The organism is Enterobacter sp. 3U4 (genome assembly GCF_057224565.1).
In genome coordinates, this window is sequence record NZ_CP136665.1 from 2,886,305 (window position 1) to 2,911,187 (window position 24,883).

The 24,883-nt window shown below is 56.3% G+C and carries 19 protein-coding genes and 1 other annotated feature; of the genes, 7 read left to right on the forward strand and 12 right to left on the reverse strand.

What is annotated here, in order from left to right; genetic code table 11:
- Window positions 1-95 precede the first annotated feature (95 nt).
- Window positions 96-1,748 (reverse strand): bifunctional UDP-sugar hydrolase/5'-nucleotidase UshA, encoded by a 1,653-nt coding sequence (gene ushA, locus RVY89_RS13915; RefSeq protein WP_077064106.1) that lies wholly within the window; start codon window positions 1,746-1,748, stop codon window positions 96-98.
- A 169-nt stretch (window positions 1,749-1,917) separates the two neighbouring features.
- Between ushA and RVY89_RS13920 the strand changes: the two genes are divergently transcribed.
- Both RVY89_RS13920 and ybaL read left to right on the forward strand, forming a co-directional pair.
- A complete protein-coding gene (locus RVY89_RS13920; protein WP_134348589.1) occupies window positions 1,918-3,138 on the forward strand; it encodes an MFS transporter in 1,221 nt (406 codons plus the stop codon).
- 230 nt (window positions 3,139-3,368) lie between these two features.
- Window positions 3,369-5,045, forward strand: a complete 1,677-nt coding sequence (gene ybaL / locus RVY89_RS13925; RefSeq protein ID WP_484825652.1) for a YbaL family putative K(+) efflux transporter — start codon at window positions 3,369-3,371, stop codon at window positions 5,043-5,045.
- A 106-nt stretch (window positions 5,046-5,151) separates the two neighbouring features.
- Here ybaL and RVY89_RS13930 read toward each other — a convergent pair whose 3' ends face one another.
- The 9 genes from RVY89_RS13930 to RVY89_RS13970 form a co-directional block, all read right to left on the reverse strand.
- The gene (locus tag RVY89_RS13930; protein WP_484825653.1) at window positions 5,152-6,456 is read right to left on the reverse strand and encodes an inosine/guanosine kinase; all 1,305 of its coding nucleotides are present in this window, start codon (window positions 6,454-6,456) and stop codon (window positions 5,152-5,154) included.
- Window positions 6,457-6,518: 62 nt separating this feature from the next.
- Window positions 6,519-7,481, reverse strand: a complete 963-nt coding sequence (gene hemH / locus RVY89_RS13935) for a ferrochelatase (protein WP_484825654.1) — start codon at window positions 7,479-7,481, stop codon at window positions 6,519-6,521.
- A 125-nt stretch (window positions 7,482-7,606) separates the two neighbouring features.
- Window positions 7,607-8,251, reverse strand: a complete 645-nt coding sequence (gene adk, locus RVY89_RS13940) for an adenylate kinase (RefSeq protein ID WP_006809841.1) — start codon at window positions 8,249-8,251, stop codon at window positions 7,607-7,609.
- Between the two features lie 228 nt (window positions 8,252-8,479).
- Window positions 8,480-10,354, reverse strand: a complete 1,875-nt coding sequence (gene htpG / locus RVY89_RS13945) for a molecular chaperone HtpG (RefSeq protein WP_484825655.1) — start codon at window positions 10,352-10,354, stop codon at window positions 8,480-8,482.
- 110 nt (window positions 10,355-10,464) lie between these two features.
- Window positions 10,465-11,070 carry a recombination mediator RecR gene (gene recR, locus RVY89_RS13950; protein WP_008499298.1) on the reverse strand — a complete coding sequence of 202 codons (606 nt, stop codon included), beginning with the start codon at window positions 11,068-11,070 and terminating at the stop codon, window positions 10,465-10,467.
- Window positions 11,070-11,402, reverse strand: coding sequence for a YbaB/EbfC family nucleoid-associated protein (locus tag RVY89_RS13955; RefSeq protein ID WP_010428194.1), 333 nt, complete (start codon window positions 11,400-11,402; stop codon window positions 11,070-11,072). The genes recR and RVY89_RS13955 overlap by 1 nt, the downstream gene beginning before the upstream one ends.
- A 54-nt stretch (window positions 11,403-11,456) precedes the next feature.
- Window positions 11,457-13,385: a DNA polymerase III subunit gamma/tau gene (gene dnaX, locus RVY89_RS13960; protein WP_484825656.1), complete on the reverse strand. Its 1,929-nt coding sequence runs from the start codon at window positions 13,383-13,385 to the stop codon at window positions 11,457-11,459.
- Window positions 12,063-12,127, reverse strand: a sequence feature (DnaX frameshifting element). Its footprint overlaps the gene before it by 65 nt.
- Before the next feature lie 88 nt (window positions 13,386-13,473).
- Window positions 13,474-14,025 (reverse strand): adenine phosphoribosyltransferase, encoded by a 552-nt coding sequence (gene apt, locus RVY89_RS13965; protein ID WP_000127359.1) that lies wholly within the window; start codon window positions 14,023-14,025, stop codon window positions 13,474-13,476.
- A gap of 151 nt (window positions 14,026-14,176) precedes the next feature.
- Entirely contained in the window at window positions 14,177-14,554 is a 378-nt protein-coding gene (locus RVY89_RS13970) for a DUF454 family protein (protein WP_024906851.1), read from the reverse strand.
- A 50-nt stretch (window positions 14,555-14,604) separates the two neighbouring features.
- Here RVY89_RS13970 and priC point away from each other — a divergent pair, with 50 nt between their 5' ends.
- Window positions 14,605-15,132: a primosomal replication protein N'' gene (gene priC / locus RVY89_RS13975; RefSeq protein WP_484825657.1), complete on the forward strand. Its 528-nt coding sequence runs from the start codon at window positions 14,605-14,607 to the stop codon at window positions 15,130-15,132.
- Between the two features lie 13 nt (window positions 15,133-15,145).
- On the forward strand, window positions 15,146-15,319 hold the full coding sequence (gene rsmS, locus RVY89_RS13980) for a pleiotropic regulatory protein RsmS (protein ID WP_484825658.1): 174 nt from the start codon (window positions 15,146-15,148) through the stop codon (window positions 15,317-15,319).
- A gap of 32 nt (window positions 15,320-15,351) precedes the next feature.
- Here the strand turns inward: rsmS and mscK are convergent, their stop codons facing one another.
- Both mscK and acrR read right to left on the reverse strand, forming a co-directional pair.
- Complete coding sequence (mscK, locus tag RVY89_RS13985; protein WP_484825659.1) at window positions 15,352-18,708, reverse strand: mechanosensitive channel MscK; 3,357 nt, start codon at window positions 18,706-18,708, stop codon at window positions 15,352-15,354.
- A 113-nt stretch (window positions 18,709-18,821) separates the two neighbouring features.
- Window positions 18,822-19,475 carry a multidrug efflux transporter transcriptional repressor AcrR gene (gene acrR / locus RVY89_RS13990; protein ID WP_484825660.1) on the reverse strand — a complete coding sequence of 218 codons (654 nt, stop codon included), beginning with the start codon at window positions 19,473-19,475 and terminating at the stop codon, window positions 18,822-18,824.
- 140 nt (window positions 19,476-19,615) lie between these two features.
- On the opposite strand from acrR, the gene acrA reads away from it, so the two are divergent.
- The 3 genes from acrA (at window position 19,616) to tomB (ending at window position 24,863) form a co-directional block, all read left to right on the forward strand.
- Window positions 19,616-20,809, forward strand: a complete 1,194-nt coding sequence (acrA, locus tag RVY89_RS13995) for a multidrug efflux RND transporter periplasmic adaptor subunit AcrA (RefSeq protein ID WP_484825661.1) — start codon at window positions 19,616-19,618, stop codon at window positions 20,807-20,809.
- Window positions 20,810-20,831: 22 nt separating this feature from the next.
- A complete protein-coding gene (acrB, locus tag RVY89_RS14000) occupies window positions 20,832-23,978 on the forward strand; it encodes a multidrug efflux RND transporter permease subunit AcrB (protein ID WP_029741964.1) in 3,147 nt (1,048 codons plus the stop codon).
- 510 nt (window positions 23,979-24,488) lie between these two features.
- Window positions 24,489-24,863: an Hha toxicity modulator TomB gene (gene tomB, locus RVY89_RS14005; RefSeq protein WP_008499288.1), complete on the forward strand. Its 375-nt coding sequence runs from the start codon at window positions 24,489-24,491 to the stop codon at window positions 24,861-24,863.
- Window positions 24,864-24,883: the final 20 nt, after the last annotated feature.

Consider the following 24,883-nt stretch of genomic DNA (forward strand, 5'->3'; position numbering starts at 1 on the left):
GTAAAAGCAAAACGGTAACAGGCGTTACCGTTTTTTGTGTTCGCGCCCTCTCCCAGTGGGAGAGGGTTGGGGTGAGGGCATCAGGCCGCGCAACGCTACTGCCAGCTCACCTCGCCTTTCGGCTCATACGCATTCACGTCAATCGGCGAATTCTGCTCGATGAACTGCTTCAGCACTTCCGCGTCGATAAAGCCGGTATTCACGTATCCCGGTTTATTATCAATATGCGGATAGCCGTCGCCGCCGGTAGCGTTAAAGCTTAACGTCGCCAGACGGTAGGTTTTAGCCGGGTCAACCGGTTCACCTTTGATCTTCAGGTCGTTAAGCTTGCCGTCTTTCGCAACGAAGCTCACGTTGGCAAACTGCGGATAGGCCCCGGAATCCGGCTTCATCTGCGCCACGGCGGTCAGGTACTCAACAACCTCTTTCCCGCTCATGTCGGCATAGACCACCACGTTACCGAACGGCTGCACCTTCAGGACGTCTTTATAGGTAATGTTTCCACCTTCGATGGAATCACGAATGCCGCCGCCGCTCATCACCCCAAAATCAGCGCCGGTACGCGCCATTTGCGCCGCCAGCACCAGGTGGCCCATGTTGGTCTGCACGAAGCGAACTTTACTGCGGTCCCCCTCCAGACGACCGTTCAGCGTGCCGATTTTCACGTCCAGCTGCGCCTTGCCTTTGTTCTGGAACGGCGTCAGCAGGGAGAGCATCTGCTGGTTTTCAGCGATCTCTGGCGTGTAGAGCACGCGCTCGCTTTTCCCGTCCGGGTAGGTGACTTTCTTCTTCAGGTTGACCGGAATGAGCTGATAATGAACCAGCTTCATCTCGCCGTTGCGGAACTCAAAGTCCGCCCGGCCCACGTATTTGCCCCACTCGTGCGCCTGCACAATCCAGATACCGTTTTGACGGTCCGGCGCGCACGGCGTGCCCGGGACGTAGTCCACCTGCTTTTTGTTCTCGGATGCCATGCACACCGGATCCTGTGAGTGACCACCCACAATCATCGCCAGCGAGCCCGCAGGCAGGCTGCGCGCCATCTCCACGTCGCCGGGCGCGTTAGAGCCATGCTCGCCGTTGTCGTAGTGCCCCATGTGGGTGGTGGCGATAATCACGTCCGGCTTTTCGTTCTGCTGCAATTCCTGAATCACCAGCTTCGCTTCGTCTGCCGGTTTGCGGAATTCGATATCGGTGAAGAACTCAGGGTTGCCAATTTTCGCCGTATCGTCGGTGGTTAAGCCGATCACCGCGATCTTTAGATCCTGACGCTTGAACAGCGCCCAGGGCTTAAACAGGCGCTCGCCGGTGCTTTTCTGGTAAATATTGGCGGAGAGGAACGGGAATTTGGCCCATTTTTCCTGCTGACGCAGCACGGTCAAGGGATTATCAAACTCATGGTTACCGACGGCCATCGCGTCGTAGCCAATCAGATTCATGCCGCGAAAGTCGGGTTCGGCGTCCTGCAGGTCGGATTCCGGCACGCCGGTATTAATATCGCCGCCTGAGAGCAACAGTACGCTGCCGCCCTGAGCCGCCACCTCTTTGCGAATGCCGTCCACCAGCGTTTTTTGTGCCGAGAGGCCATATTCGCCGTATTCACTGCGCCAGAAATGGCCGTGGTGGTCGTTGGTGTGCAGAATGGTAATTTTATAGGTTTTGTCTTTTTCATACGCCTGCGCGGGCAGGCTTACCAGCCCCCACGCCGCGATGAGCGCCAGCGCGACGCCCCGCTTCATTAACTTCATCTTCTCTCTCCCTGACCAATAGACAAAGGCAGAAATTACAGTGACTAATAAGAATAGACAAATAAGTTTTCATAATTGCGACTTTCTTCAAATGTCCCGGGCGGGTATGTTAGTCGGATAATAATTACACCCTGCATCTCTAATAACTAAAAACGTGGTACTTCTCTCTATGGCAATCAGTGAATCAACCCAGCCCGTTCCGGGCGCACCGGCGTCGCCGCCTGCATCGCGCACCTCCTTTAAAGTCTTAGGCGCAATCAGTCTCTCGCACCTGCTCAACGACATGATCCAGTCGTTGATTCTGGCCATTTATCCGCTGCTGCAGTCCGAGTTTTCGTTAACCTTCGTGCAGATCGGGATGATCACCCTGACCTTCCAGCTGGCCTCCTCGCTGCTGCAGCCGGTGGTGGGCTACTGGACGGATAAATACCCGATGCCGTGGTCGCTGCCGATTGGCATGTGCTTTACCCTAAGCGGTCTGGTGCTACTGGCCATGGCCGGGAGTTTTGAAGCCGTGCTGATCGCCGCCGCGCTGGTGGGTACTGGCTCGTCCGTCTTCCATCCGGAGTCCTCCCGCGTGGCGCGGATGGCGTCCGGAGGTCGTCACGGCCTGGCGCAGTCACTTTTTCAGGTGGGCGGTAACTTTGGTAGCTCTCTCGGCCCGCTGCTGGCCGCGGTAATTATTGCCCCTTACGGTAAAGGCAACGTGGCGTGGTTTGTGCTGGCCGCGCTGCTGGCGATTATCGTGCTGGCGCAGATTAGCCGCTGGTATGCCGCTCAGCATCGCGTGAATAAAGGAAAACCTAAAGCGAAGGTTATCAATCCCCTGCCGCGCAATAAGGTTATCCTGGCGGTTTCCGTCCTGCTGGTGCTGATTTTCTCGAAATACTTCTATATGGCGAGCATTAGCAGCTATTACACCTTTTATCTGATGCAAAAATTCGGATTATCGGTACAAAACGCGCAGATCCACCTGTTTGCCTTCCTGTTCGCCGTTGCGGCCGGTACGGTCATTGGCGGGCCTGTGGGGGATAAGATTGGGCGGAAATATGTCATTTGGGGCTCTATCCTCGGCGTGGCGCCGTTTACCCTCATTTTGCCGTACGCCAGCCTTGAATGGACGGGGATTTTAACCGTGATTATTGGTTTTATCCTCGCCTCCGCGTTTTCCGCCATCCTGGTTTATGCCCAGGAGCTGCTGCCTGGCCGTATCGGTATGGTTTCCGGACTGTTTTTCGGTTTCGCCTTCGGCATGGGCGGGCTGGGCGCAGCGGTGTTAGGGATGGTTGCGGATCACACCAGTATCTTCCTGGTTTATAAAATCTGCGCTTTCCTGCCACTTCTTGGGATGTTGACCATATTCCTGCCTGATAACCGCCACAAAGCGTGAATTACGGGCAGCCAAAGTGTGACTTTGGCTGTCTGATACCCTGATGCCATAAGGGTTTCTTCTTTCCCCTCTCGCGGAATTTATCAAAATGCGCTTTTTTACGCGCATATTGCTGTTTTATTCAAACTTCAACAATTATTCATAAACATAAGGGTAAAAATTGTCATAAACTATTACTCGGTTTTTTGGTTTTTCACCAAAAAGGAACACCCACAACGAAAGGAGACGGAATGCACCACGCCACACCGCTTATCACCACCATTGTTGGTGGACTTGTGCTCGCTTTTATCCTCGGCATGATTGCCAATAAACTGCGTATTTCTCCTCTTGTCGGCTATCTGCTGGCAGGTGTTCTGGCGGGACCGTTTACGCCAGGTTTCGTTGCGGATACCAAACTGGCCCCTGAACTGGCGGAATTGGGCGTGATTCTTCTGATGTTTGGCGTCGGCCTGCACTTTTCCCTGAAGGATCTGATGGCGGTAAAGTCGATCGCCATACCGGGAGCGATCGCCCAGATAGGGGTGGCGACGCTGCTGGGGATGGCGCTTTCGGCCTTGCTGGGCTGGTCGTTAATGACCGGTATCGTATTTGGGCTGTGTCTCTCAACCGCCAGTACCGTGGTGCTGCTGCGCGCGCTTGAGGAGAGACAGCTGATTGACAGCCAGCGCGGGCAGATCGCGATTGGCTGGCTGATTGTTGAAGACCTGGTCATGGTCCTGACGCTGGTGCTGCTGCCCGCCGTCGCCGGGATGATGGAAAAAGACAACGTCGGCTTTGCCTCGCTGGCGCTGGATATGAGCATCACCATCGGTAAGGTTGTGGCGTTTATTGCCATCATGATGCTGGTGGGCCGCCGTCTGGTGCCGTGGATCATGTCCCGCAGCGCGGCGACCGGCTCCCGCGAGCTGTTCACCCTCTCCGTGCTGGCGCTGGCGCTGGGAATCGCGTTTGGTGCCGTTGAGCTGTTTGATGTCTCCTTTGCCCTGGGCGCGTTCTTCGCCGGGATGGTGCTGAACGAATCCGAGCTGAGCCACCGTGCGGCGCACGATACGCTGCCGCTGCGCGATGCGTTTGCCGTGCTGTTCTTCGTCTCCGTCGGGATGCTGTTCGACCCGCTGGTGCTGATCCAGCAGCCGCTGGCCGTGCTGGGCACGCTGGCGATCATTATTTTCGGTAAGTCGCTCGCGGCCTTCTTCCTGGTGCGTATGTTCGGCCACTCCCCGCGGACGGCGCTGACCATTGCCGCCAGCCTGGCACAGATTGGCGAGTTCGCCTTTATTCTGGCCGGTCTGGGCATGGCCCTGAACCTGCTGCCGCAGGCGGGGCAAAACCTGGTGCTGGCGGGGGCGATCCTGTCGATTATGCTGAACCCGGTGCTGTTTGCCCTGCTCGAAAAATACCTCGATAAAACCGAAACGCTGGAAGAACAGACGCTCGAAGAGGCCATCGAAGAAGAGAAGCAGATCCCGGTTGATATTTGCAATCACGCCCTGCTGGTCGGCTTTGGCCGCGTGGGCAGCCTGCTCGGCGAGAAGCTGATGGCGCAGGGTATTCCGCTGGTGGTGATTGAAACCTCACGCACCCGCGTCGACGAGCTGCGCGAGCGCGGTATTCGCGCGGTGCTGGGCAACGCGGCGAACGAAGAGATCATGAATCTGGCGCATCTGGACTGCGCCCGCTGGCTGCTGCTGACCATACCCAACGGCTATGAAGCGGGTGAGATTGTGGCTTCCGCGCGCGCGAAGTGCCCAACGATTGAGATTATCGCCCGGGCGCACTATGACGACGAGGTGGAGTACATTACCGAGCGCGGTGCGGATAAGGTGGTGATGGGCGAGCGCGAGATTGCTAATACCATGCTGACGCTGCTGGAGAAACCGCCGGTTGAAGAGGCGGTGACGGGGTAAGTTTGGTGCGGCCTGGTCCCCTCACCCCAGCCCTCTCCCCATAGGGGAGAGGGTGTTCAAGTTCCCTCTCCCCTATGGGGAGAGGGTTAGGGTGAGGGGTTTTCTTTTACCTGTCCCAATAAGCCTCTTCGAGGCTGTCTTCCCGTTCCGGCAGGCCACGCGTTAAGCGCGGTGAATGCTGGTTCAGCACCTGATAGCTTACGCGGTTGGCGTACTTGCACACCTGAGCCAGAGACGAATAGGTCAGCCAGCTGAACTTGTGCTTGCTGGAGTTCGGCACGTTGGTTTTGTGGTAGGCGTTAGCGGTGATGTCGTGCAACAATGCAGCCAGCGCGCCGTCGCCCGCACCGTTGGTGTTCATGATCTTCTCTGGCCCGCCCATGTATGGCGCGATGTGAGAGTAGATCCGTAGCGGGTTGATGCAATCTTTATAACGCATGCCGCGGCTGAACTCGTACTGGTTGAACTCCGCAATCGCACCGGGCAACAGCGGGTGCTGAGTTTTGCGTTTGCTCTCTTCTTCCGTGAAGCCTGCCATATACAGCCCAACCGGGCCAGCGGTGCAGAGCACCAGATCCACCCAGTCCAGCGCTTTGTCAGACGCCAGCAGCGGATCGCTTTCTCCGGTCAGCGCTTCGGCCTCTTCTTCGTTCATCGCCAGAATCGAGACGTGCTCTTTCAGGAAGGCCTGCCACCATTCCGGGTTATCGGCAATCACGAATTTGGTGCCCAGCGTCAGAACGACAGGCACGTCGTACTTCTTCGCGAACTCAATCGCCTTCATGGTCGCTTCCGGCATCGGCTCGCCCGGCTTGCAGCGCACCAGGTAGGAGGTCAGCACCAGCGCCGAGGCGCCCGCAATCACCTCTTCGGGAATGCTTTCCGCGCGCAGCTTGTTCATATGCCCGGGACTGATGGCAAAGGTACGCTCGCCGGATTCGCCGATCAGCGTAAAGCAGCGGCCAATCGGGCCGTCGACGCCCTGAAGATAGTTCAGATCGGTACGGCTGGAGGTATTGCACAGATAGCGGTAAGCGTAACCGCCGATTTCAATGTTGCTGCACATCACGCCGAGGAGTACCGAGCGGTCGTCGGCCAGCACGGAGTAGTTATGCATGGTATTGCCGATGGTACCGCCGGCGAATTGATGGGTAATCAGGTTTTCGCGCACCAGCTCCTGGTACAGCGCTTCGGCAACGTCATCCTCAATCACCAGCGAGTGCCCGGCGCTCAGACCGTAACGGGCGACAAACGCATCATCCACTTTTGCCTCAATGTCCACCAGCGTCTGATCGATACCGACGACCCACGCCGCGCTGGTTTCATTTTCTGGCTGGATTTGCTGCAGGAGCGGATCGCGGGCATCGACGGGGAAGTAGTGTTTGGATTTGCGTTTACCGGGAAATTTCATGGTCTGAACTGTACGAAGAATATGGGCCGGGAATGGTAGCACAAACCCGGCCCGGAGTGCGATCAGCGGCTGTTCGTCACCAGTGAGACCATCATGTCGATATGCTCCGGCGAGTCGTTAAGCGCCGGAATGTACTCGTACTTTTCGCCGCCAGCCTCCAGGAAAAATTCCCGGTTTTGCACCGCGATCTCCTCCAGCGTTTCCAGACAGTCGGCCGAGAAGCCCGGCGACATCACCTGAATGTGCTTCACGCCCTTCTCGCCGAGCATTTTGAGGGTTTCATCGGTGTACGGCGTCAGCCACGGCTCGCGGCCAAAGCGCGACTGGAAGGTCATCATCACCTTCTCCGGCGGCAGGCCAAGAGCGGAGACCAGCTCGCGCGTGGTATCGCGGCAGCGCTGAGGATAATCATCCCCTTCATTGGCGAAGCGCTGCGGGATCCCGTGATAGGAGAGCAGCAGCAGATCCGGCTCGCCGTGCTTTTCAAACGACGCGCGCGCGCTATTGGCAAGCGCCTGGATGTAGAGATCGTTATCCGCGTAGTCGCGAATAAAGGTCACGCCCGGAATGCGGCGGCGGGTCGCCAGAATGCGGGCCAGCTCGTCCCAGACGGCGGCCACCGTCGAGCAGGAGTACTGCGGATAGAGCGCAAGTACCACGATATGGTCCACGCCCTGCGCCAGCAGGGTTTCCACCGCGCTTTCGAGGGACGGTTTTCCGTAACTCATGCCGAGCGCGACGGGCATATCCGGCAGGCGGGCGGCCAGCGCTTTTTCCTGGCGACGGCTGTAGACCATCAGCGGCGAGCCCTCTTCCATCCACACGGACTGATAGAGTTTGGCGACGCGCGGAGAACGAATCGGCAGAATGACGCCACGCAGCAGCGGCCACCACAGCAGTCTCGGGAAATCCACGACGCGCGTGTCGCTTAAAAATTGTCGCAGGTAGCGTTTTACCGCGTCTGATGTAGGTGCTTCTGGAGTGCCCAGATTGGCAAGCAGGATGCCGGTTTTCGCCTGACTCATTCACGCCTCTTAACCATTTGAATGGTTGTCAATTGTAGCGGAAATGCGTTTAAACGGAACCCATTGCTGTAATAGGTAAGATGAGAATATTTCTCACCCGGAGGATCCGGGTGAGAGAAATGCAGTTAGCCGAGGATTTTTTCCAGCTCTGCACGTACGTCAGCCACGGCTTTGGTGCCGTCGACTTTGGCGTATTTAGTGTTACCCGCCTGCGCTTCTTTGGTGTAGTAGCCGATCAGCGGCGCGGTCATCTGATGGTATTCCACCAGGCGCTTGCGCACGGTCTCTTCCTGATCGTCTTTACGGGTGGTCAGCTCTTCGCCGGTCACGTCGTCTTTGCCTTCAACCTTAGGCGGGTTGAATTTGATGTGGTAAACGCGGCCAGAAGCAGCGTGCACGCGACGGCCAACGATGCGGTCAACGATCAGCTCGTCCGGTACGTCGAACTCCAGAACGTAGTCCACGTTGATGCCCGCTTCTTTCATGGCGTCAGCCTGAGGAATGGTGCGTGGGAAGCCGTCCAGCAGGAAACCGTTACGGCAGTCTTCCTGAGCAATGCGCTCTTTGACCAGAGCAATAACCAGCTCGTCGGTCACCAGCTTGCCTGCGTCCATGATGTCTTTCGCCTGTTTACCCAGCTCGGAGCCAGATTTAACAGCGGCGCGCAGCATATCACCGGTGGAGATTTGCGGAATACCGTATTTCTCCATGATGAACTGAGCCTGAGTTCCTTTACCCGCGCCCGGAGCGCCAAGCAGAATAATACGCATTGCGAAAATCCCCTCAAAAGTCGTTTCAATTTTTCAAAAGCGCTAAACAATACCACCAGAACGGGCATCGCTCAAGGAAGGCAGGAAGGCTGAAACGGTTAACGGGGGGAGTTAATTTGGGATAGTGCGAGGGTTCCCCCTCACCCTAACCCTCTCCCCAAAGGGGAGAGGGGACGATTATACCCTCTCCCCTTTGGGGAGAGGGCTGGGTGAGGGGCAGGTTTTTAGTTACGCCAGCAGCAGCGCATTCACACGTTTAATGAAGAGGTTAGGATCTTCCAGCGTGCCGCGCTCGGCCAGCAGGGACTGATCCAGCAGGAGTTCAACCCACTCGGCAAAGCGGGCGTCGTCCTGGGTATCCGCCGCGCGTTTCACCAGCGGGTGATCCGGATTAAGCTCAAAGATATATTTCACTTCCGGTACCGCCTGGCCCGCCGCCGCGAACAGCTTCACCATCTGGGTGCTCATTTCGTCAGCATCGGTCGTGACGATGGCCGGGGTGTCGGTCAGACGGTGGGTGAAACGTACCTCTTTCACGCGGTCGCCCAGCAGGGTTTTCACGCGCTCAACGAACGGCTCCAGCGCCTTCTCGGCTTCTTTCGCACTTTCGTCTACTTCATCCGCCAGCTTGTCGATAGATTCGTCGGCTTTGGCAACGGACTGGAACGCCTTACCGTCGAACTCGGTCAGGTAGTTCATCATCCACTCGTCGATGCGGTCAGAAAGCAGCAGCACTTCGATGCCTTTCTTACGCAGCAGCTCCAGGTGCGGGCTGCTCTTCGCCGCCGCGTAGCTGTCGGCGGTGATGTAGTAGATCTTCTCCTGCCCTTCTTTCATGCGGGAGACGTACTCTTCCAGCGACACGGTCTGCGCGGAGGAGTCGGTATGCGTAGAGGCGAAGCGCAGCAGCTTAGCGATGGTTTCAGCGTTCGCGGTGTCTTCTGCCGGGCCTTCTTTCAGCACCAGGCCGAACTGTTTCCAGAAGGTCTGATATTTTTCCGCATCGTCTTTCGCCAGTTTTTCCAGCATCTGCAGCGCACGTTTGGTCAGGGCGTTGCGCAGGTTACGGGTGACGGCGCTGTCCTGCAGAATTTCACGGGAGACGTTGAGCGGCAGATCGTTGGAATCGATCAGGCCGCGGACAAAGCGCAGATAGTTCGGCATGAACTGCTCGGCGTCGTCCATGATGAAGACGCGCTGCACGTACAGCTTCAGGCCGTGCTTATGATCGCGGTTCCACATGTCCCACGGCGCCTGTGCCGGGATGTACAGCAGGCTGGTGTACTCCTGCTTACCTTCCACACGGTTGTGGCTCCAGGTCAGCGGGTCGGTAAAGTCGTGGGCGATGTGCTTGTAGAACTCGTTGTATTCGTCGTCTTTAATTTCAGCCTTGTTGCGCGTCCACAGCGCCTGCGCCTTGTTGATCTTCTCCCAGGAAACCACGGTTTCGCCGTCTTTCTCTTCCTGTTTTTCAATCTCTACCGGCAGGGCGATGTGATCGGAATATTTGCTGATAATGGAACGAACGCGCCAGTCGTTCAGGAAATCGTCTTCCCCTTCACGCAGGTGCAGGGTGATTTCGGTGCCGCGATCCGCCTTGGTGATGTCATCAACGGTGTATTCGCCTTCCCCTTTGGATTCCCACAGCACGCCGTTCTCGGCGCTGTCGCCCGCCGCACGGGTGCGCACGGTGACTTTGTCCGCCACGATGAACGCAGAGTAGAAACCGACGCCGAACTGGCCGATCAGCTGGCTGTCTTTCGCCTGGTCAGAGCCCATGGACTCGAGGAACGCTTTGGTGCCGGATTTGGCGATGGTGCCGAGATGGTCGATCACCTCGTCGCGGTTCATCCCGATGCCGTTATCGGCGATGGTCAGGGTACGGTTCTCTTTGTTGAACGAGACGCGCACGCGCAGCTCGCCGTCGCCTTCGTACAGATCCGGGTTAGACAGCGCGCGGAAGCGCAGCTTGTCCGCCGCATCCGAGGCGTTGGAAATCAGCTCGCGCAGGAAAATTTCTTTGTTGGAATACAGGGAATGGATCATCAGGTGCAGAAGCTGTTTTACTTCTGACTGGAAACCACGGGTTTCTTGTCCTTTCATCTATGTCGACCTCAACAATGCCATTTAATGGGGTTTTAAAACGTTGAGTGAGAGATGGGGATACGGGGGGAAATTTTCAAGCGGAGGCCGCGCGCGCAGCCTCCGTTTGGTCAGAAAATAATCTTGTGACGCCCGGCCAGAGAGTGCGACAGCGTGGTGCCGTCCACCATCTCCAGCTCGCCGCCGACCGGCACGCCGTGGGCGATGCGGCTGGCGTCAACGCCATACTGCGAGCACAGCTCGGCGATGTAGTTCGCGGTTGCCTCCCCTTCCACCGTGGGGTTGGTGGCGAGGATCACCTCTTTTATCGTTTCGGACTCAAGGCGCTGTTCAAGGCGGTCAAGACCGATATCGTCCGGGCCAATACCGTCCAGCGGGGAGAGATGCCCCATCAGCACGAAGTAGCGGCCGGAAAACTGCCCGGTTTGCTCGATGGCGTAGATGTCCGCCGGACTCTCCACCACGCAAATCTGGCCGTTTTCCTGACGACGCGGGTTCGTGCAGATGTTACACACGTCCTGCTCGGTAAAGGTACGGCAATCCGCACAGTGACCAATTTCTGACATGGCGCGGGTTAAAGCCTGCGCCAGGCGCATCCCGCCGCTGCGGTCGCGCTGCAATAGCGTAAACGCCATGCGCTGCGCCGACTTCGGGCCGACGCCCGGCAGGCAGCGCAGTGCTTCCATTAACTGCGTGAGCAGCGGACTGGTTTGCATCAGAATGGCATCTTGAAGCCAGGCGGCAGCTGCATGCCGCTGGAAACGGAGGCCATTTTCTCTTTCTGAGTTTCGTCGATACGGCGAGCGGCATCGTTAAACGCGGCTGCAACCAGATCTTCCAGCATATCTTTGTCGTCTTCGAGCAGGCTCGGGTCAATTTCAACGCGACGGCAGTTGTGCGCACCGTTGATGGTCACCTTGACCAGACCGGCACCGGACTCACCCGTGACTTCCAGCTGAGCGATCTCTTCCTGCATCTTCTGCATTTTTTCCTGCATCTGCTGAGCCTGCTTCATCAGGCCACCCAGACCGCCTTTTCCACCAAACATAGGCTTCTCTCTTCTTTCACGTTTAAGGATTACAACCGTAAGTCAAACTTACGATCAAATGGGGCGAATACTCTCTTCATCCAGATCGGCGTCGAAGAACCGGCGCAGGGTCTGAATGTTGTTATCCGCAATAATCGCCTCGCGCGCCTGCGCGAGCTTCTCTTCATAAATGGCCTGGCGCCACTCGAGCGGCGTTTTCACTGCCGGATTATCATCTTCAATGATAGTCAATTCAACCGGCGCGCCCTGTAATGCGGCGAGCGCCTCGGCCAGCGCTTTTTGCGCGCCAGGGGAATTGAGGTGCCGCTGACCCGGACGCAGGTGCAAACGCACCTGATTGCCATCCTGCTCTTTCCAGGCGTTGAGCGCGACCTGCTCCACCAGCTTCGGCAGATGGAGTTTGCTGACCTCGGCCGCCCAGGCGTCGCGCGCAATGGACTCTTCGGCAAGCTTCGCGGAAAGCTCCGGCGTTTTCTCATGCTCCAGCGCCTTTTTAAGCGCTTTCGGCGTGGCGACCTCTTCCTTCACCTCTTCGGTGATGGTGGTTGCCTTCCAGCGGTAAGCCTCTTCTTTCACCGGGGCTTTCTGCTCGAGCGCGGACGGTGCAGGACGCGACTGCACGCGCTCCGTTACCGAGGCCAGTCGTTCAAGCGCGGCGTTGTTCACCGGCCGCGCTCTTCCTGGCGCTGCCGGTTCACTCTTTTTTGGTTTGGTTACTCCCTGGGCACGCTGCAGCTGGCTGCGCGCGGCAAGCACCGAACTGGTGGCATCCGACAGCGGTACGTTCTGCTGCGGCGGCGTCGGCTGCTGCGGCGGCACCTGCTGCGGCGACATCACCGCGGTGGGCGCGACCGGCGCGAAAGACTGTCGCGGCACTTCCGGCTCCGGCAGCGGCATGCGCGGGTGGAACGCCAGCGCGCGCAGCAGCGTCATTTCAACGCCCATACGCGGATCCGGCGCAAACGGTAACTCTTTGCGGCCAATCAGCAGCGTCTGGTAATAAAGCTGCACGTCGGCAGGCGGCACGGTGCGGGCAAGCTCACGCATCCGCTGTTCAATGGCCGCCATATCCGCACCAATCGCGGAGGGAGAAAGCTGGAGCATCGCCACGCGGTGCAGCAGGCTGAGCATCTCAACCAGCAGCCCTTCCCACTCAATACCGCGGGCAGCGGCCGCGTTCACCTGCGACATCACGCGTTCGCCGTTGGCGGCAATCATCGCTTCGATAAGCGACAGCGCCTGATCGTCATCCAGCGTGCCGAGCATGGTGCTGACCGCCTCGGTGGAGAGCTTGCCGTCACCGCTGGCAATCGCCTGGTCGGTCAGACTGAGCGCATCACGCAGGCTGCCGTCCGCCGCGCGGGCCAGCAGCTGCAGGGCGCGCGGTTCGTGAACAATTTTCTCTTCGTCAAGAATGTGTTCAAGCTGCGCGCGGATCTGCTCAACGTCCAGCACCTTCAGGTGGAACTGCAGGCAGCGCGACAAAATCGTGACCGGCAGCTTTTGCGGATCGGTGGTCGCCAGCAGGAACTTCACGTGCGCGGGCGGCTCTTCCAGCGTCTTCAGCAGGGCGTTAAAGCTGTGGCGCGACAGCATGTGCACTTCATCGATCAGATAGACCTTGAAGCGGCCGCGCGCCGGGGCGTACTGCACGTTATCGAGCAGATCGCGGGTATCTTCCACTTTGGTACGCGAGGCGGCGTCGATCTCGATCAGATCGACAAAACGCCCCTGCTCGATCTCCCGACAGTTATCACACACGCCGCACGGCGTGGCGGTGATCCCGGTTTCGCAGTTGAGACCTTTTGCCAGCAAACGGGCAATAGAGGTCTTACCGACGCCGCGGGTGCCGGAAAAAAGATAGGCGTGATGGATGCGACCTAGCGACAAGCCGTTCGCCAGGGCCGTCAGCACATGTTCCTGACCGACAACGTCAGCAAAGGTTTGTGGTCGCCATTTACGGGCTAACACCTGATAACTCATGGGCAGGCTCTGCAACGCTGGAAGGTGAATTTATGGAGGGGAATGCTATCACAACCTCACCCATTGAGCGAGGTTGTGAGAACCGGGATTAGTGACCCGGGAAAGGCACCAGGCTGTAGCTGGTAATACCCTGTTTTTCCAGGCGCTGTTCACCGCCGAGATCGAACAGGTTGATGATGAATGCCGCGTCGGTCACTTCACCACCCAGACGACGGATCAGCTTCACGGTCGCTTCAATGGTACCGCCGGTTGCCAGCAGATCGTCCACCACCAGCACCTTGTCGCCAGGCTTGATCGCGTCAACGTGGATCTCCAGCTGATCGGTGCCGTACTCCAGCTCGTAGCTTTCTGCGATAGTTTCACGCGGCAGCTTGCGCGGCTTACGCACCGGCACAAAACCTACGCCCATTGCCAGCGCAACCGGCGCGCCAAACAGGAAGCCACGGGCTTCGGTACCTACTACTTTGGTGATCCCGGCGTTTTTATAACGCTCGACCAGCAGTTCAATGCTGAGCGCGTACGCTTTCGGGTCTTCCAGCAAGCTGGTGACATCACGGAAAAGAATGCCAGGCTTTGGATAGTCCTGGATGCTTTTGATGCTGTTTTTCAGATATTCAAGCTGCTGTGCAGTTGCGGTCATCGGTTTGTGCCTAAATAAAACAGTGTTACTCACAGCGCGCAACGAGTCGGCCAAGGCAACAATTGTTTAACCTTTGACCAGGCGCACCTGTGCTCGAAAACGGTCGAATTTACTGGCTGCGCGTGATAATTGCAACAGCCATGATGAGGCTTCAGTGCTTTTGTTGCTTTTCATCAACCACGGGGATCCGCCACATAAAGAAAAGCAGGCAGGTCAGGATCGCCAGCAGCAGAATGCGTACCCACATCATTTTCACCAGCCATAATGAAATAGCGAAAGTGATGAGGATCACCGCGATCGCGCGCGGCTTCGCGCCGGGCGGCATGGCCCGGTGTTTTTGCCAGTGCCGCAGATAGCCGCCAAACCATGAGCGATAGAGCAGCCAGTGGTGAAAACGCGGTGACGAGCGGGCGAAGCACCAGGCCGCCAGCAGGATAAACGGCGTGGTCGGCAGCAAGGGTAAAAACACACCCAGCGTGCCAAGCACTACCGCGAGCCAGCCAATGATGATTAAAATAGTACGCTTCATAATGCGAATCGTTATCAAACTGAACGGCTACTTTACCACTGGAGAGCGCCTTGAAAACAGCACTGCTTCTTGAGAGGCTGCAAAATCAGCTGATTGCTCTGCGGGAGCAGGCCACGCCGCTGATGGGGCACGCCACGCTGAAACCGCGCTTTGACCGGCAGCTTTTTCGTACCCGTAGCACCGTCATTCAGGATTACCTGGCGGAAGCGCAGACCAATCTCGACGAGCTTCGCCATGCGGTTGAGAGTGAACAGCGGGAGCAGGTGGCGTGGCTTGCGGAGCACCTCACCGAGCAGATCACCGCGCTGCATCGCGAAATCACCGCCTGGCCGCTGCGCGCCTGGGACAGCGCCTCGCCGGGGCTCGGCAAATGGCAGCGCAAGCGGCTGGAGAACCAGGAGTTTGAACGCCGGCTGTTTGAGATGAAGCGCGAACGCGAAGTGCGGCTGAACAAAAGCGAAACGCTGGAAGAGCAGCAGCTATTGATGCGCGAGATTAGCGCGCTGGAAGGACGTATCGTCCGCTGCCGTCAGGCGCTTGACGAGATTGAGCGCGTCATTGAACGCTTGACCCGTTAACAGGAGCCACACTATGTCACTGGAAAATGCACCCGATGAGGTCAAGCTGGCCGTCGATTTGATTATGCTGCTGGAGAATCATGAGATCCCCGCCGAAACGGTGATTAAGGCGCTGGAGATTGTGCGGCGGGATTTTGAGGGGAAACTTCCCCCTCACCCTACCCTCTCCCCTGAGGGGAGAGGGTAAAAGCAGACCGCAGCAGATTATTCCCTCTCCCTTCAAGGGAGAGGGTTAGGGTGAGGGTCATCACCCTTAATGTCGCGCTTCACTTCCGTATGCTCATCACCTTTCTCGTTACGCAGGTGAACCTCAAGCTGGTTGAAGGCGATATTAATATCGTTTTCACGGCACAGACGATCGATAGAGCGGTTAAGCTCATCCACCGTGTAGCTGCGGTCGCGCAGCTCGCGCACGTATAAACGCAGCTCGTGATCCAGCGTACTCGGCCCAAAGGTGGTGAAGAAGACCGCCGGAGCCGGATCGTGCATCACTTTCGGATGCTCAGACGCCGCCTTCAGCAGCACCTCTTTCACCTTATCCAGATCCGATCCATAGGCCACGCCCAGGCGGATCACCACGCGCGTCACCGTATCGGAGAGCGACCAGTTGATCAGACGCTCGGTCACGAACGCTTTGTTCGGGATGATCACCTCTTTACGATCGAAGTCGGTGATGGTGGTGGCACGAATACGGATCTTGCTGACCGTTCCCGAGAACGTGCCGATGGTGACGGTATCGCCGATACGTACCGGACGTTCGAACAGGATGATCAGACCGGACACGAAGTTACCGAAGATCTCCTGCAGGCCAAAACCAAGACCGACCGAGAGGGCCGCCGCCAGCCACTGCAGTTTATCCCACGAGACGCCAAGCGAGCCAAAGACCGTCATCGCCCCGACAATAATGATCACGTAGTTGAGGATCGTAGTAATGGCGTAGGACGCCCCCTGCCGAAGATTCAGACGTGACAGGAGCAGCACTTCAAGCAGGCCCGGCAGGTTGCGTATCAGCGCCCAGGCGACAACCGACGACACCAGTGCAAACAGCAGGCTGCCCATGGTCACGCTTTTCATGACCGCCGCGCCCGCTTCGGTGCCGTTGTATTGCCAGAGGGTAATACTGTCGAGATAGGCGAAAACGGTAATAAGATCGGACCAGATAGCCCAGAACATCACGGCAAACAGGGCGATCATCACCAGCATGGTAATGCGCAGCGTCTGCTGGTTAACCTGCTCCAGGGCGATGGTCGGCTCTTCCTGCGGTTCCGCGCCTTCGGCCCCTTCTTTCACCTGATGCTGACGACGCGCGATAGCACGGCGATAGGCAATGCGACGCGCCGCAACGCTCAGGCCGCGCAGCACGGTCTGATAGAGCAGGTTCCAGACGATCACCAGATAGACCGTTTCAATCCAGCGCCCGGACAGGCGCAGCGTGGTATAGAAGTACCCCGTTGCCGTCAGCACCATCAGCGCCAGCGGAATGATCGCCAGCACCGTCACGGTGACCAGACGAATATTGTGGGACTCTTTATCACGCCAGCTGTCGCGGCACATCGGCCACATCAGGATCGCAATCAGCAGCAGGTTCAGCAGGATAACCAGCTGACCCAGCACATCATCCATCAGATGCAGCGGGGAAAGCTCAGAAACAACCGACCAGAAGTGCAGCGGCAGGAGCGCCAGGCTGATGCGCACAATCTGGCGACGCCAGTGGCTGGTCAGCTGCGCAGGCATGTTGAAATGACGCACCGCCACGCCGTCTTTTTCCAGCACCTTCCAGCACACGCCAAACACCAGCCAGAACAGCGCCAGTTTTTTACTGAACGCCCACAGCAGATCGCTAACGTTGAGCTGCATGGTGAGCAGAATCAGCCCCACGGCCAGAATAATCAGGCACACCGGCAGGGCGCGAATGAGATCGATGAGAATCGCTTTTGGCGTATGGAGCTGGCTATCGTTGCGCAGCTGCCCCACTTCGGACGCCAGCTTCGCCTGGTATTTTTTCAGCCAGCCCAGACGCCAGCGGATCAGGCCGGCAATCAGCAGCAGCGGTAATCCCGCCAGCAAGGCAATCGTCACCGCAGGCCAGGCTTTCTCCCAGTTTACGGTGATCTTCATGCTCTTAATCTGCGTTTTCAGCGTCTCAGGGAAGGATTTAATCCAGTCCCAGTCCATCGGTTTGTTGCTGTTTACCCAGAAAATCTGCTGGGTCAGGATCTCCTGCAGACTTTTCGAGACGCTCACCAGCTGCTGCTGGTTGATCTGCAGGTTAATGGCCATCATCAGCTGGTTACCCAGCTGTTTGTTGAGCTGGTCCAGCAGCTCGCGACGCATATCGACGACCTGGAGCAGCGCGTCGTGCACTTCCGGGTTTACGTCGCTGGAGTGCCCTTCTTCAATTTTGGCGACAAAGGCATCGCTCTGGAAAAGGGCATCGCGCTGCTGGTTGACGTCAAACTGTTCCAGACGTAAATCCGCAATGCGGTTGGTCATGTCTTCCAGCTCATCGGCGGACGGGAGCGTCTGCTGCTGCTGGTAGAGAATACGCGACAGCAGGAGGCTGCCCTTCAGAACCGCGATCTGCTCTTTGATGTTGCGTTCAGCCTGCAGCGCGCGATCCAGCCAGTTCTTCACTTTGATGTTTTGCTGAACCAGCGAGTTACCGTGTTCCGTCGCCAGTATCAGGCGCTGGCTAAGCTGGTGGTTGGCCTCGAGCTCCTGTTTCACCAGCGGATTCGCCTGAATGCGGGCAGTTTCGTCAGGCGATACGGCCTCCTGGGCGGTTTTTTCCGTCAGCGTCAGGCGTTTACTGTTTACCGCCTCCTGCAGCAGCTGAAGCTGGTGTTCCAGGCGATTAATATTTGCGGTGACGTAATCACGCTGTTTCTGCAGCGTGTCCTGCAGCACCGTATTCCCTTCCAGGCTTTTACGCTGCTGTTCGATTTGCGCATTGAGCAACGTCTGCTGCACCAGCAGCAGGGTTTGCTGCGTCGGGCGCAGCGTGCCTTCGCCTACCGTCGTGCCGTTGAGGCGGTTGCGGATCTGTTGCAGCTGCTGAGACGCGGCGTACATCGCATTTTGCACGCGCTCTGGCTGGGTTTGCAGGGAGACAAGCTGGCTGTTATACGTCGCGAGGTCGGACTGCGCGGTTTGCAGGTCGTCAAGCAGTTGCGCGACGCGCGACTCCAGCTGGCGTAAAGAGAGCGTCGAGAGCGTTTTGCGCGTTTCGGTATCGTTATCGACGTCGCTCAGGGCGTTCAGCGATTCCGTGGCTTTGCGCATATTTTCAGGAGCCTGCGCCACCTTCTGACGAAGCTGGGCGGTATCTGCTTTGACGCGTTCAATTTTATCCAGCGTTTCCAGCGTTTCCGTCAGATCCTGCTGGATGAGCTTATCCTGAGGAGAGAGCTCTTTTTGTTTGTTCAGCGCGTCGAGCTGCGACTGAACATCCGCACGCGTGGGGATATCGTTGCTGTTGTCGGCGCGGGCCCAGGTCAGCGGCGCGGTGGCGAAGAAAAACAGCATCGCAAAGAGCAATGCAAAAACAGGATGTTGCGAGCGATTGATGGGCAGCATAGTTGTGAATGATGTCAGAAGATGACCGAAAATAGTCCGGCGTGAAGAATATCACGCTCGCTGAGAGCAGAATAGCGCGAACGTTATCCTCTGAGATAAATCCTGGAAAGGGATCAGGCCGTTAGCGAAGGCGCGTCGCCGCGCAGCGTGGGGCAGAGCTGTAGCATTTCCAGTAAAATCGCCACGTAGCAGCGGGCTTCCTCTTTGAGGTCAAAGGATTGCGGCGCAAAAAGCCAGTTTTCCATCAGACCGGAAATGTAGCCACGCATCAGGATTGCCGCCCGTCGGGTCAAGAGATTGGCCGGTAACAGCTTCGCCTGCATACACAGGTTCAGATTCTGTTCAATGCGGTCATAGCTCTCGAGGCTGAGGCTGCGTTGCGCCTGCTGCACCACCGCCATTTCGCCGACAAACTCGCATTTATGATAAATTATTTCCATCATTAATCTGCGACGTTCTTCAACTACCGTTGCTTCAAGGATATATACTAATATTTCTCTCATTACTGAGAGTGGATCGTCAGGGAATTTTGCCCGATACTCACTCTCAAGATCGCTAATGCTGGACTCTGAAAGCTCCCAGATTTCACTGAACAGATCTGACTTATCTTTAAAATGCCAGTAAATCGCTCCTCGCGTCACACCGGCAGCCTGAGCAATCTGCGCCAGCGAGGTGGATGAAACACCCTGCTGCGAGAACAAACGTATTGCCACATCAAGAATGTGTTGTCGGGTTTCCAGCGCTTGTTGTTTAGTTTTTCGTGCCATAGGTGGGTGAATTTACAGGAGTCAGATTTACATACATTTGTGAATGTATGTACCATAGCATGACGATAATATAAACGCAGCAATGGGTTTTAGACTCAGGACCCTTGATCAATTTGAAATCGGACACTCGAGGTTTACATATGAACAAAAACAGAGGGTTAACGCCTCTGGCGGTCGTTCTGATGCTCTCAGGCAGCTTAGCGCTAACAGGATGTGACGACAAACCAGCTCAACAAGGAGCTCAGCAGGCGCCAGAAGTAGGCGTTGTGACGCTCAAATCTGAACCTCTACAAATCACCACCGAATTACCAGGCCGTACAAGTGCTTACCGCATTGCGGAAGTGCGTCCTCAGGTTAGCGGCATTATCCTGAAACGTAACTTCACCGAAGGCGGTGATGTGAAGGCCGGTGAGTCTCTGTATCAGATTGATCCAGCAACCTATCAGGCAAATTATGAAAGCGCGAAAGGCGATCTGGCTAAAGCACAGGCCGCGGCTAAAATTGCTCAGTTGACGCTGAACCGCTATCAAAAACTGCTCGGTACCAAGTACATCAGTCAGCAGGATTACGATACCGCCCTGGCGGATGCCCAGCAGGCTAACGCAGCCGTGGTGGCAGCCAAAGCGGCCGTCGAAACCGCGCGCATTAACCTGGCCTATACCAAAGTGACCTCCCCTATCAGCGGTCGTATTGGTAAGTCTTCCGTGACGGAAGGGGCTCTGGTGCAGAACGGTCAGACCACTGCGCTGGCGACCGTGCAGCAGCTCGATCCGATCTACGTTGACGTGACGCAGTCCAGCAACGATTTCCTGCGCCTGAAACAGGAGCTGGCTAACGGCACCCTGAAACAGGAAAACGGCAAAGCCAAAGTGGAGCTGATTACCAACGACGGTATCAAGTTCCCGCAGGAAGGTACGCTGGAATTCTCTGACGTGACGGTCGACCAGACCACAGGTTCCATCACCTTACGTGCGATTTTCCCGAACCCTGACAAAAATCTGCTGCCAGGTATGTTCGTTCGCGCGCGTCTGGAAGAAGGAACGAATCCAACCGCACTTCTGGTTCCACAGCAGGGTGTGACCCGTACGCCACGCGGCGATGCGAGCGCGCTGGTTGTTGGGGCTGATGACAAAGTCGAAACGCGCAATATCACCGCCACCCAGGCGATTGGCGATAAATGGCTGGTGACGGAAGGTCTGAAAGATGGCGATCGCGTGATTGTTACTGGTTTGCAAAAAGTTCGTCCTGGCGCGCAGGTTAAAGCACAGGAAGTGAAATCTGACGATAAACAACAAGCTTCGGCCGCTGGCCAGTCAGAACAAACCAAGTCTTAACTTAAACAGGAGCCGTTAAGACATGCCTAATTTCTTTATCGATCGCCCCATATTTGCGTGGGTGATCGCCATTATCATCATGCTGGCCGGGGGACTTGCGATCCTGAAGCTGCCTGTCGCGCAATATCCAACGATTGCGCCACCGGCGGTAACAATTTCCGCAACCTACCCGGGGGCTGATGCGAAAACGGTGCAGGACACCGTCACCCAGGTTATCGAACAGAACATGAACGGTATCGATAACCTGATGTACATGTCCTCAAACAGTGACTCAACCGGTACAGTGCAGATCACCCTGACCTTCCAGTCAGGTACGGATGCTGACATTGCGCAGGTTCAGGTGCAGAACAAACTGCAGCTGGCGATGCCTTTGCTGCCGCAGGAAGTACAACAGCAGGGTGTGAGCGTCGAGAAATCGTCCAGTAGCTTCCTGATGGTTGTCGGCGTTATCAACACCAACGGCACCATGACGCAGGAGGATATTTCCGACTACGTGGGCGCCAACATGAAGGACGCCATCAGCCGTACTTCCGGTGTGGGTGACGTGCAGCTGTTCGGTTCTCAGTACGCGATGCGTATCTGGATGGATCCGAACAAACTGAACAACTTCCAGCTGACCCCGGTTGACGTGATCAGCGCGATTAAAGCGCAGAACGCCCAGGTAGCGGCCGGTCAGTTAGGCGGAACACCGCCGGTGAAAGGCCAGCAGCTTAACGCCTCGATCATCGCGCAGACCCGTCTGACCTCTGCCGATGAGTTCAGCAAAATTCTGCTGAAAGTGAATCAGGACGGTTCGCAGGTTCGCCTGCGCGACGTGGCAAAAGTAGAGCTGGGCGGTGAGAACTACGACATCATCGCGAAGTTTAACGGTAAACCGGCTTCCGGTCTGGGTATCAAACTGGCGACAGGCGCTAACGCCCTGGACACCGCCACGGCGATCCGCGCAGAGCTGAAGAAGATGGAACCGTTCTTCCCGTCAGGTCTGAAAATCGTTTACCCATACGACACCACGCCGTTCGTCAAAATTTCGATTCACGAAGTGGTTAAAACGCTGGTAGAAGCCATCATCCTGGTGTTCCTGGTGATGTACCTGTTCCTGCAAAACTTCCGCGCGACGCTTATCCCAACGATTGCCGTGCCGGTTGTTCTGCTCGGGACCTTTGCGATCCTGTCGATATTTGGCTACTCGATAAACACCCTGACGATGTTCGGGATGGTGCTCGCCATCGGCCTGCTGGTGGATGACGCCATCGTCGTGGTAGAGAACGTCGAGCGCGTGATGGCGGAAGAAGGTCTGCCGCCGAAGGAAGCGACCCGTAAATCAATGGGTCAGATCCAGGGCGCGCTGGTCGGTATCGCGATGGTGCTGTCTGCGGTATTTATCCCAATGGCCTTCTTCGGGGGCTCTACCGGTGCGATTTACCGTCAGTTCTCGATTACCATCGTTTCCGCGATGGCGCTGTCGGTGCTGGTGGCGTTGATCCTGACCCCTGCCCTGTGTGCCACCATGCTGAAGCCGATTCAGAAAGGCGGTCACGGCGAGCACAAAGGATTCTTCGGCTGGTTTAACCGCATGTTTGATAAGAGCACGCATCACTACACCGACAGCGTGGGCAACATCCTGCGCAGCACCGGTCGTTATCTGCTGCTCTATATCATCATCGTAGTGGGCATGGCTTTCCTGTTCGTTCGTCTGCCAAGCTCGTTCCTGCCGGATGAAGACCAGGGCGTGTTCCTGACGATGGCACAGCTTCCTGCGGGCGCGTCGCAAGAGCGTACCCAGAAAGTGCTGGATGAAGTGACGGACTACTACCTCACCAAAGAGAAAGACAACGTTGAATCCGTGTTTGCGGTTAACGGCTTTGGCTTTGCGGGTCGTGGTCAGAACACCGGTATTGCCTTCGTTTCTTTGAAAGACTGGTCTGAACGTCCGGGCGAAAAGAACAAGGTTGAAGCCATCACCGGCCGTGCAATGGGCACCTTCTCGCAGATTAAAGATGCGATGGTCTTCGCCTTTAACCTGCCAGCGATTGTTGAACTGGGTACGGCGACCGGTTTCGACTTCCAGCTGATTGACCAGGGCGGTCTGGGTCACGAAAAACTGACGCAGGCGCGTAACCAGCTGTTCGGTGAAGTTGCTAAACACCCTGACCTGCTGGTCGGCGTGCGTCCAAACGGCCTGGAAGATACGCCGCAGTACAAGATCGATATCGACCAGGAGAAAGCCCAGGCTCTGGGCGTATCCATCAGTGACATCAACACCACGCTGGGCGCAGCCTGGGGCGGTAGCTACGTTAACGACTTCATCGACCGCGGTCGTGTGAAGAAAGTGTACGTGATGTCCGAGGCGCAGTACCGTATGTTGCCTAACGATATCAACAGCTGGTTCGTGCGCGGCAGCAATGGTCAGATGGTACCGTTCTCGGCGTTCTCAACCTCACGCTGGGAATACGGTTCACCGCGTCTGGAACGCTATAACGGCCTGCCGTCTATGGAGATCCTGGGTCAGGCTGCTCCGGGTCGAAGCACCGGTGAAGCCATGAACCTGATGGAAGAGCTGGCGAGCAAACTGCCTGCGGGTATCGGCTATGACTGGACCGGTATGTCCTATCAGGAACGTCTGTCCGGTAACCAGGCCCCTGCTCTGTACGCCATTTCACTGATTGTGGTGTTCCTGTGTCTGGCGGCACTGTACGAGAGCTGGTCGATTCCATTCTCCGTTATGCTGGTGGTTCCACTCGGGGTTATCGGTGCGCTGCTTGCGGCAACGTTCCGTGGACTAACCAACGACGTTTACTTCCAGGTAGGCCTGCTGACAACCATTGGCTTGTCGGCGAAGAACGCGATACTTATCGTTGAATTCGCCAAAGATCTGATGGAGAAAGAGGGCAAAGGTCTTATTGAGGCGACGCTTGAAGCGGTTCGTATGCGTCTGCGCCCAATCCTGATGACGTCGCTGGCGTTTATCCTCGGCGTACTGCCGCTGGTTATCAGCTCCGGTGCGGGCTCCGGCGCGCAGAACGCAGTAGGTACAGGTGTGATGGGCGGTATGGTTACCGCGACCGTACTGGCTATCTTCTTCGTACCGGTGTTCTTCGTGGTGGTTCGCCGCCGCTTTAGCCGAAAGAATGAAGATGTTGAACACAGTCATTCGGTAGAACCTCACTGATACCGGTTTCACATGATAAAAAGGCCGCATTAGCGGCCTTTTTCATTTTCAGAAAAAATCATAAATTACGCTTATTGTGGTTCTATTTATTTTCTGCCATCTTAAATAGACATATCATAATTAACTGATAACTTAATCGGTGAATTCAGGATTTTTTTAATTTCATTTCTCCGCTTAAGCCATTAGGAATATTCCTAATAAAAAGTTCTTACAAAGATAAGTCTGAATCTGAACTTTTCTCATCATTTTTGCTAAGCCAATGAAACGTAAGGAAGCGATAAAACACCCTCGTTAATTTGGATAAAAACGTTGGGTCCAGGATGACCATTTGCGGAGAAACTCGCAGTCTGCGGTTTTATTTGTAATTTTTCGTAATAGCGCGATGAAATCCAGCAAGGAGTGGCTTATAGTTAGGTTATCAGGAACACAGCACTCATGTAGCTAAGTCAGTTGTATCCATCCCGACAATGATGTTCGGTGAGTAAGAAATCACTCAGAAGGGGATGCGCTATGGACGAGTACTCGCCAAAAAGGCATGATATCGCGCAGTTGAAATTTCTCTGCGAATCCTTGTACCATGACTGCCTTGCCAACCTTGATGAAAGCAACCATGGCTGGGTAAACGACCCAACGTCTGCCATCAATTTGCAGTTGAATGAGCTGATAGAGCATATCGCAACCTTCGCACTTAATTATAAAATTAAGTACAATGAAGATAATAAGCTGATTGAGCAAATTGATGAATACCTGGACGATACCTTTATGTTGTTCAGCAGTTACGGCATTAACGCTCAGGATTTGCAAAAATGGCGTAAATCGGGAAATCGGCTATTCCGCTGTTTCGTCAACGTGAGCAGAGCTAACCCGGTTAGTCTTTCCTGTTAAAATTATTACAATTACTAAGG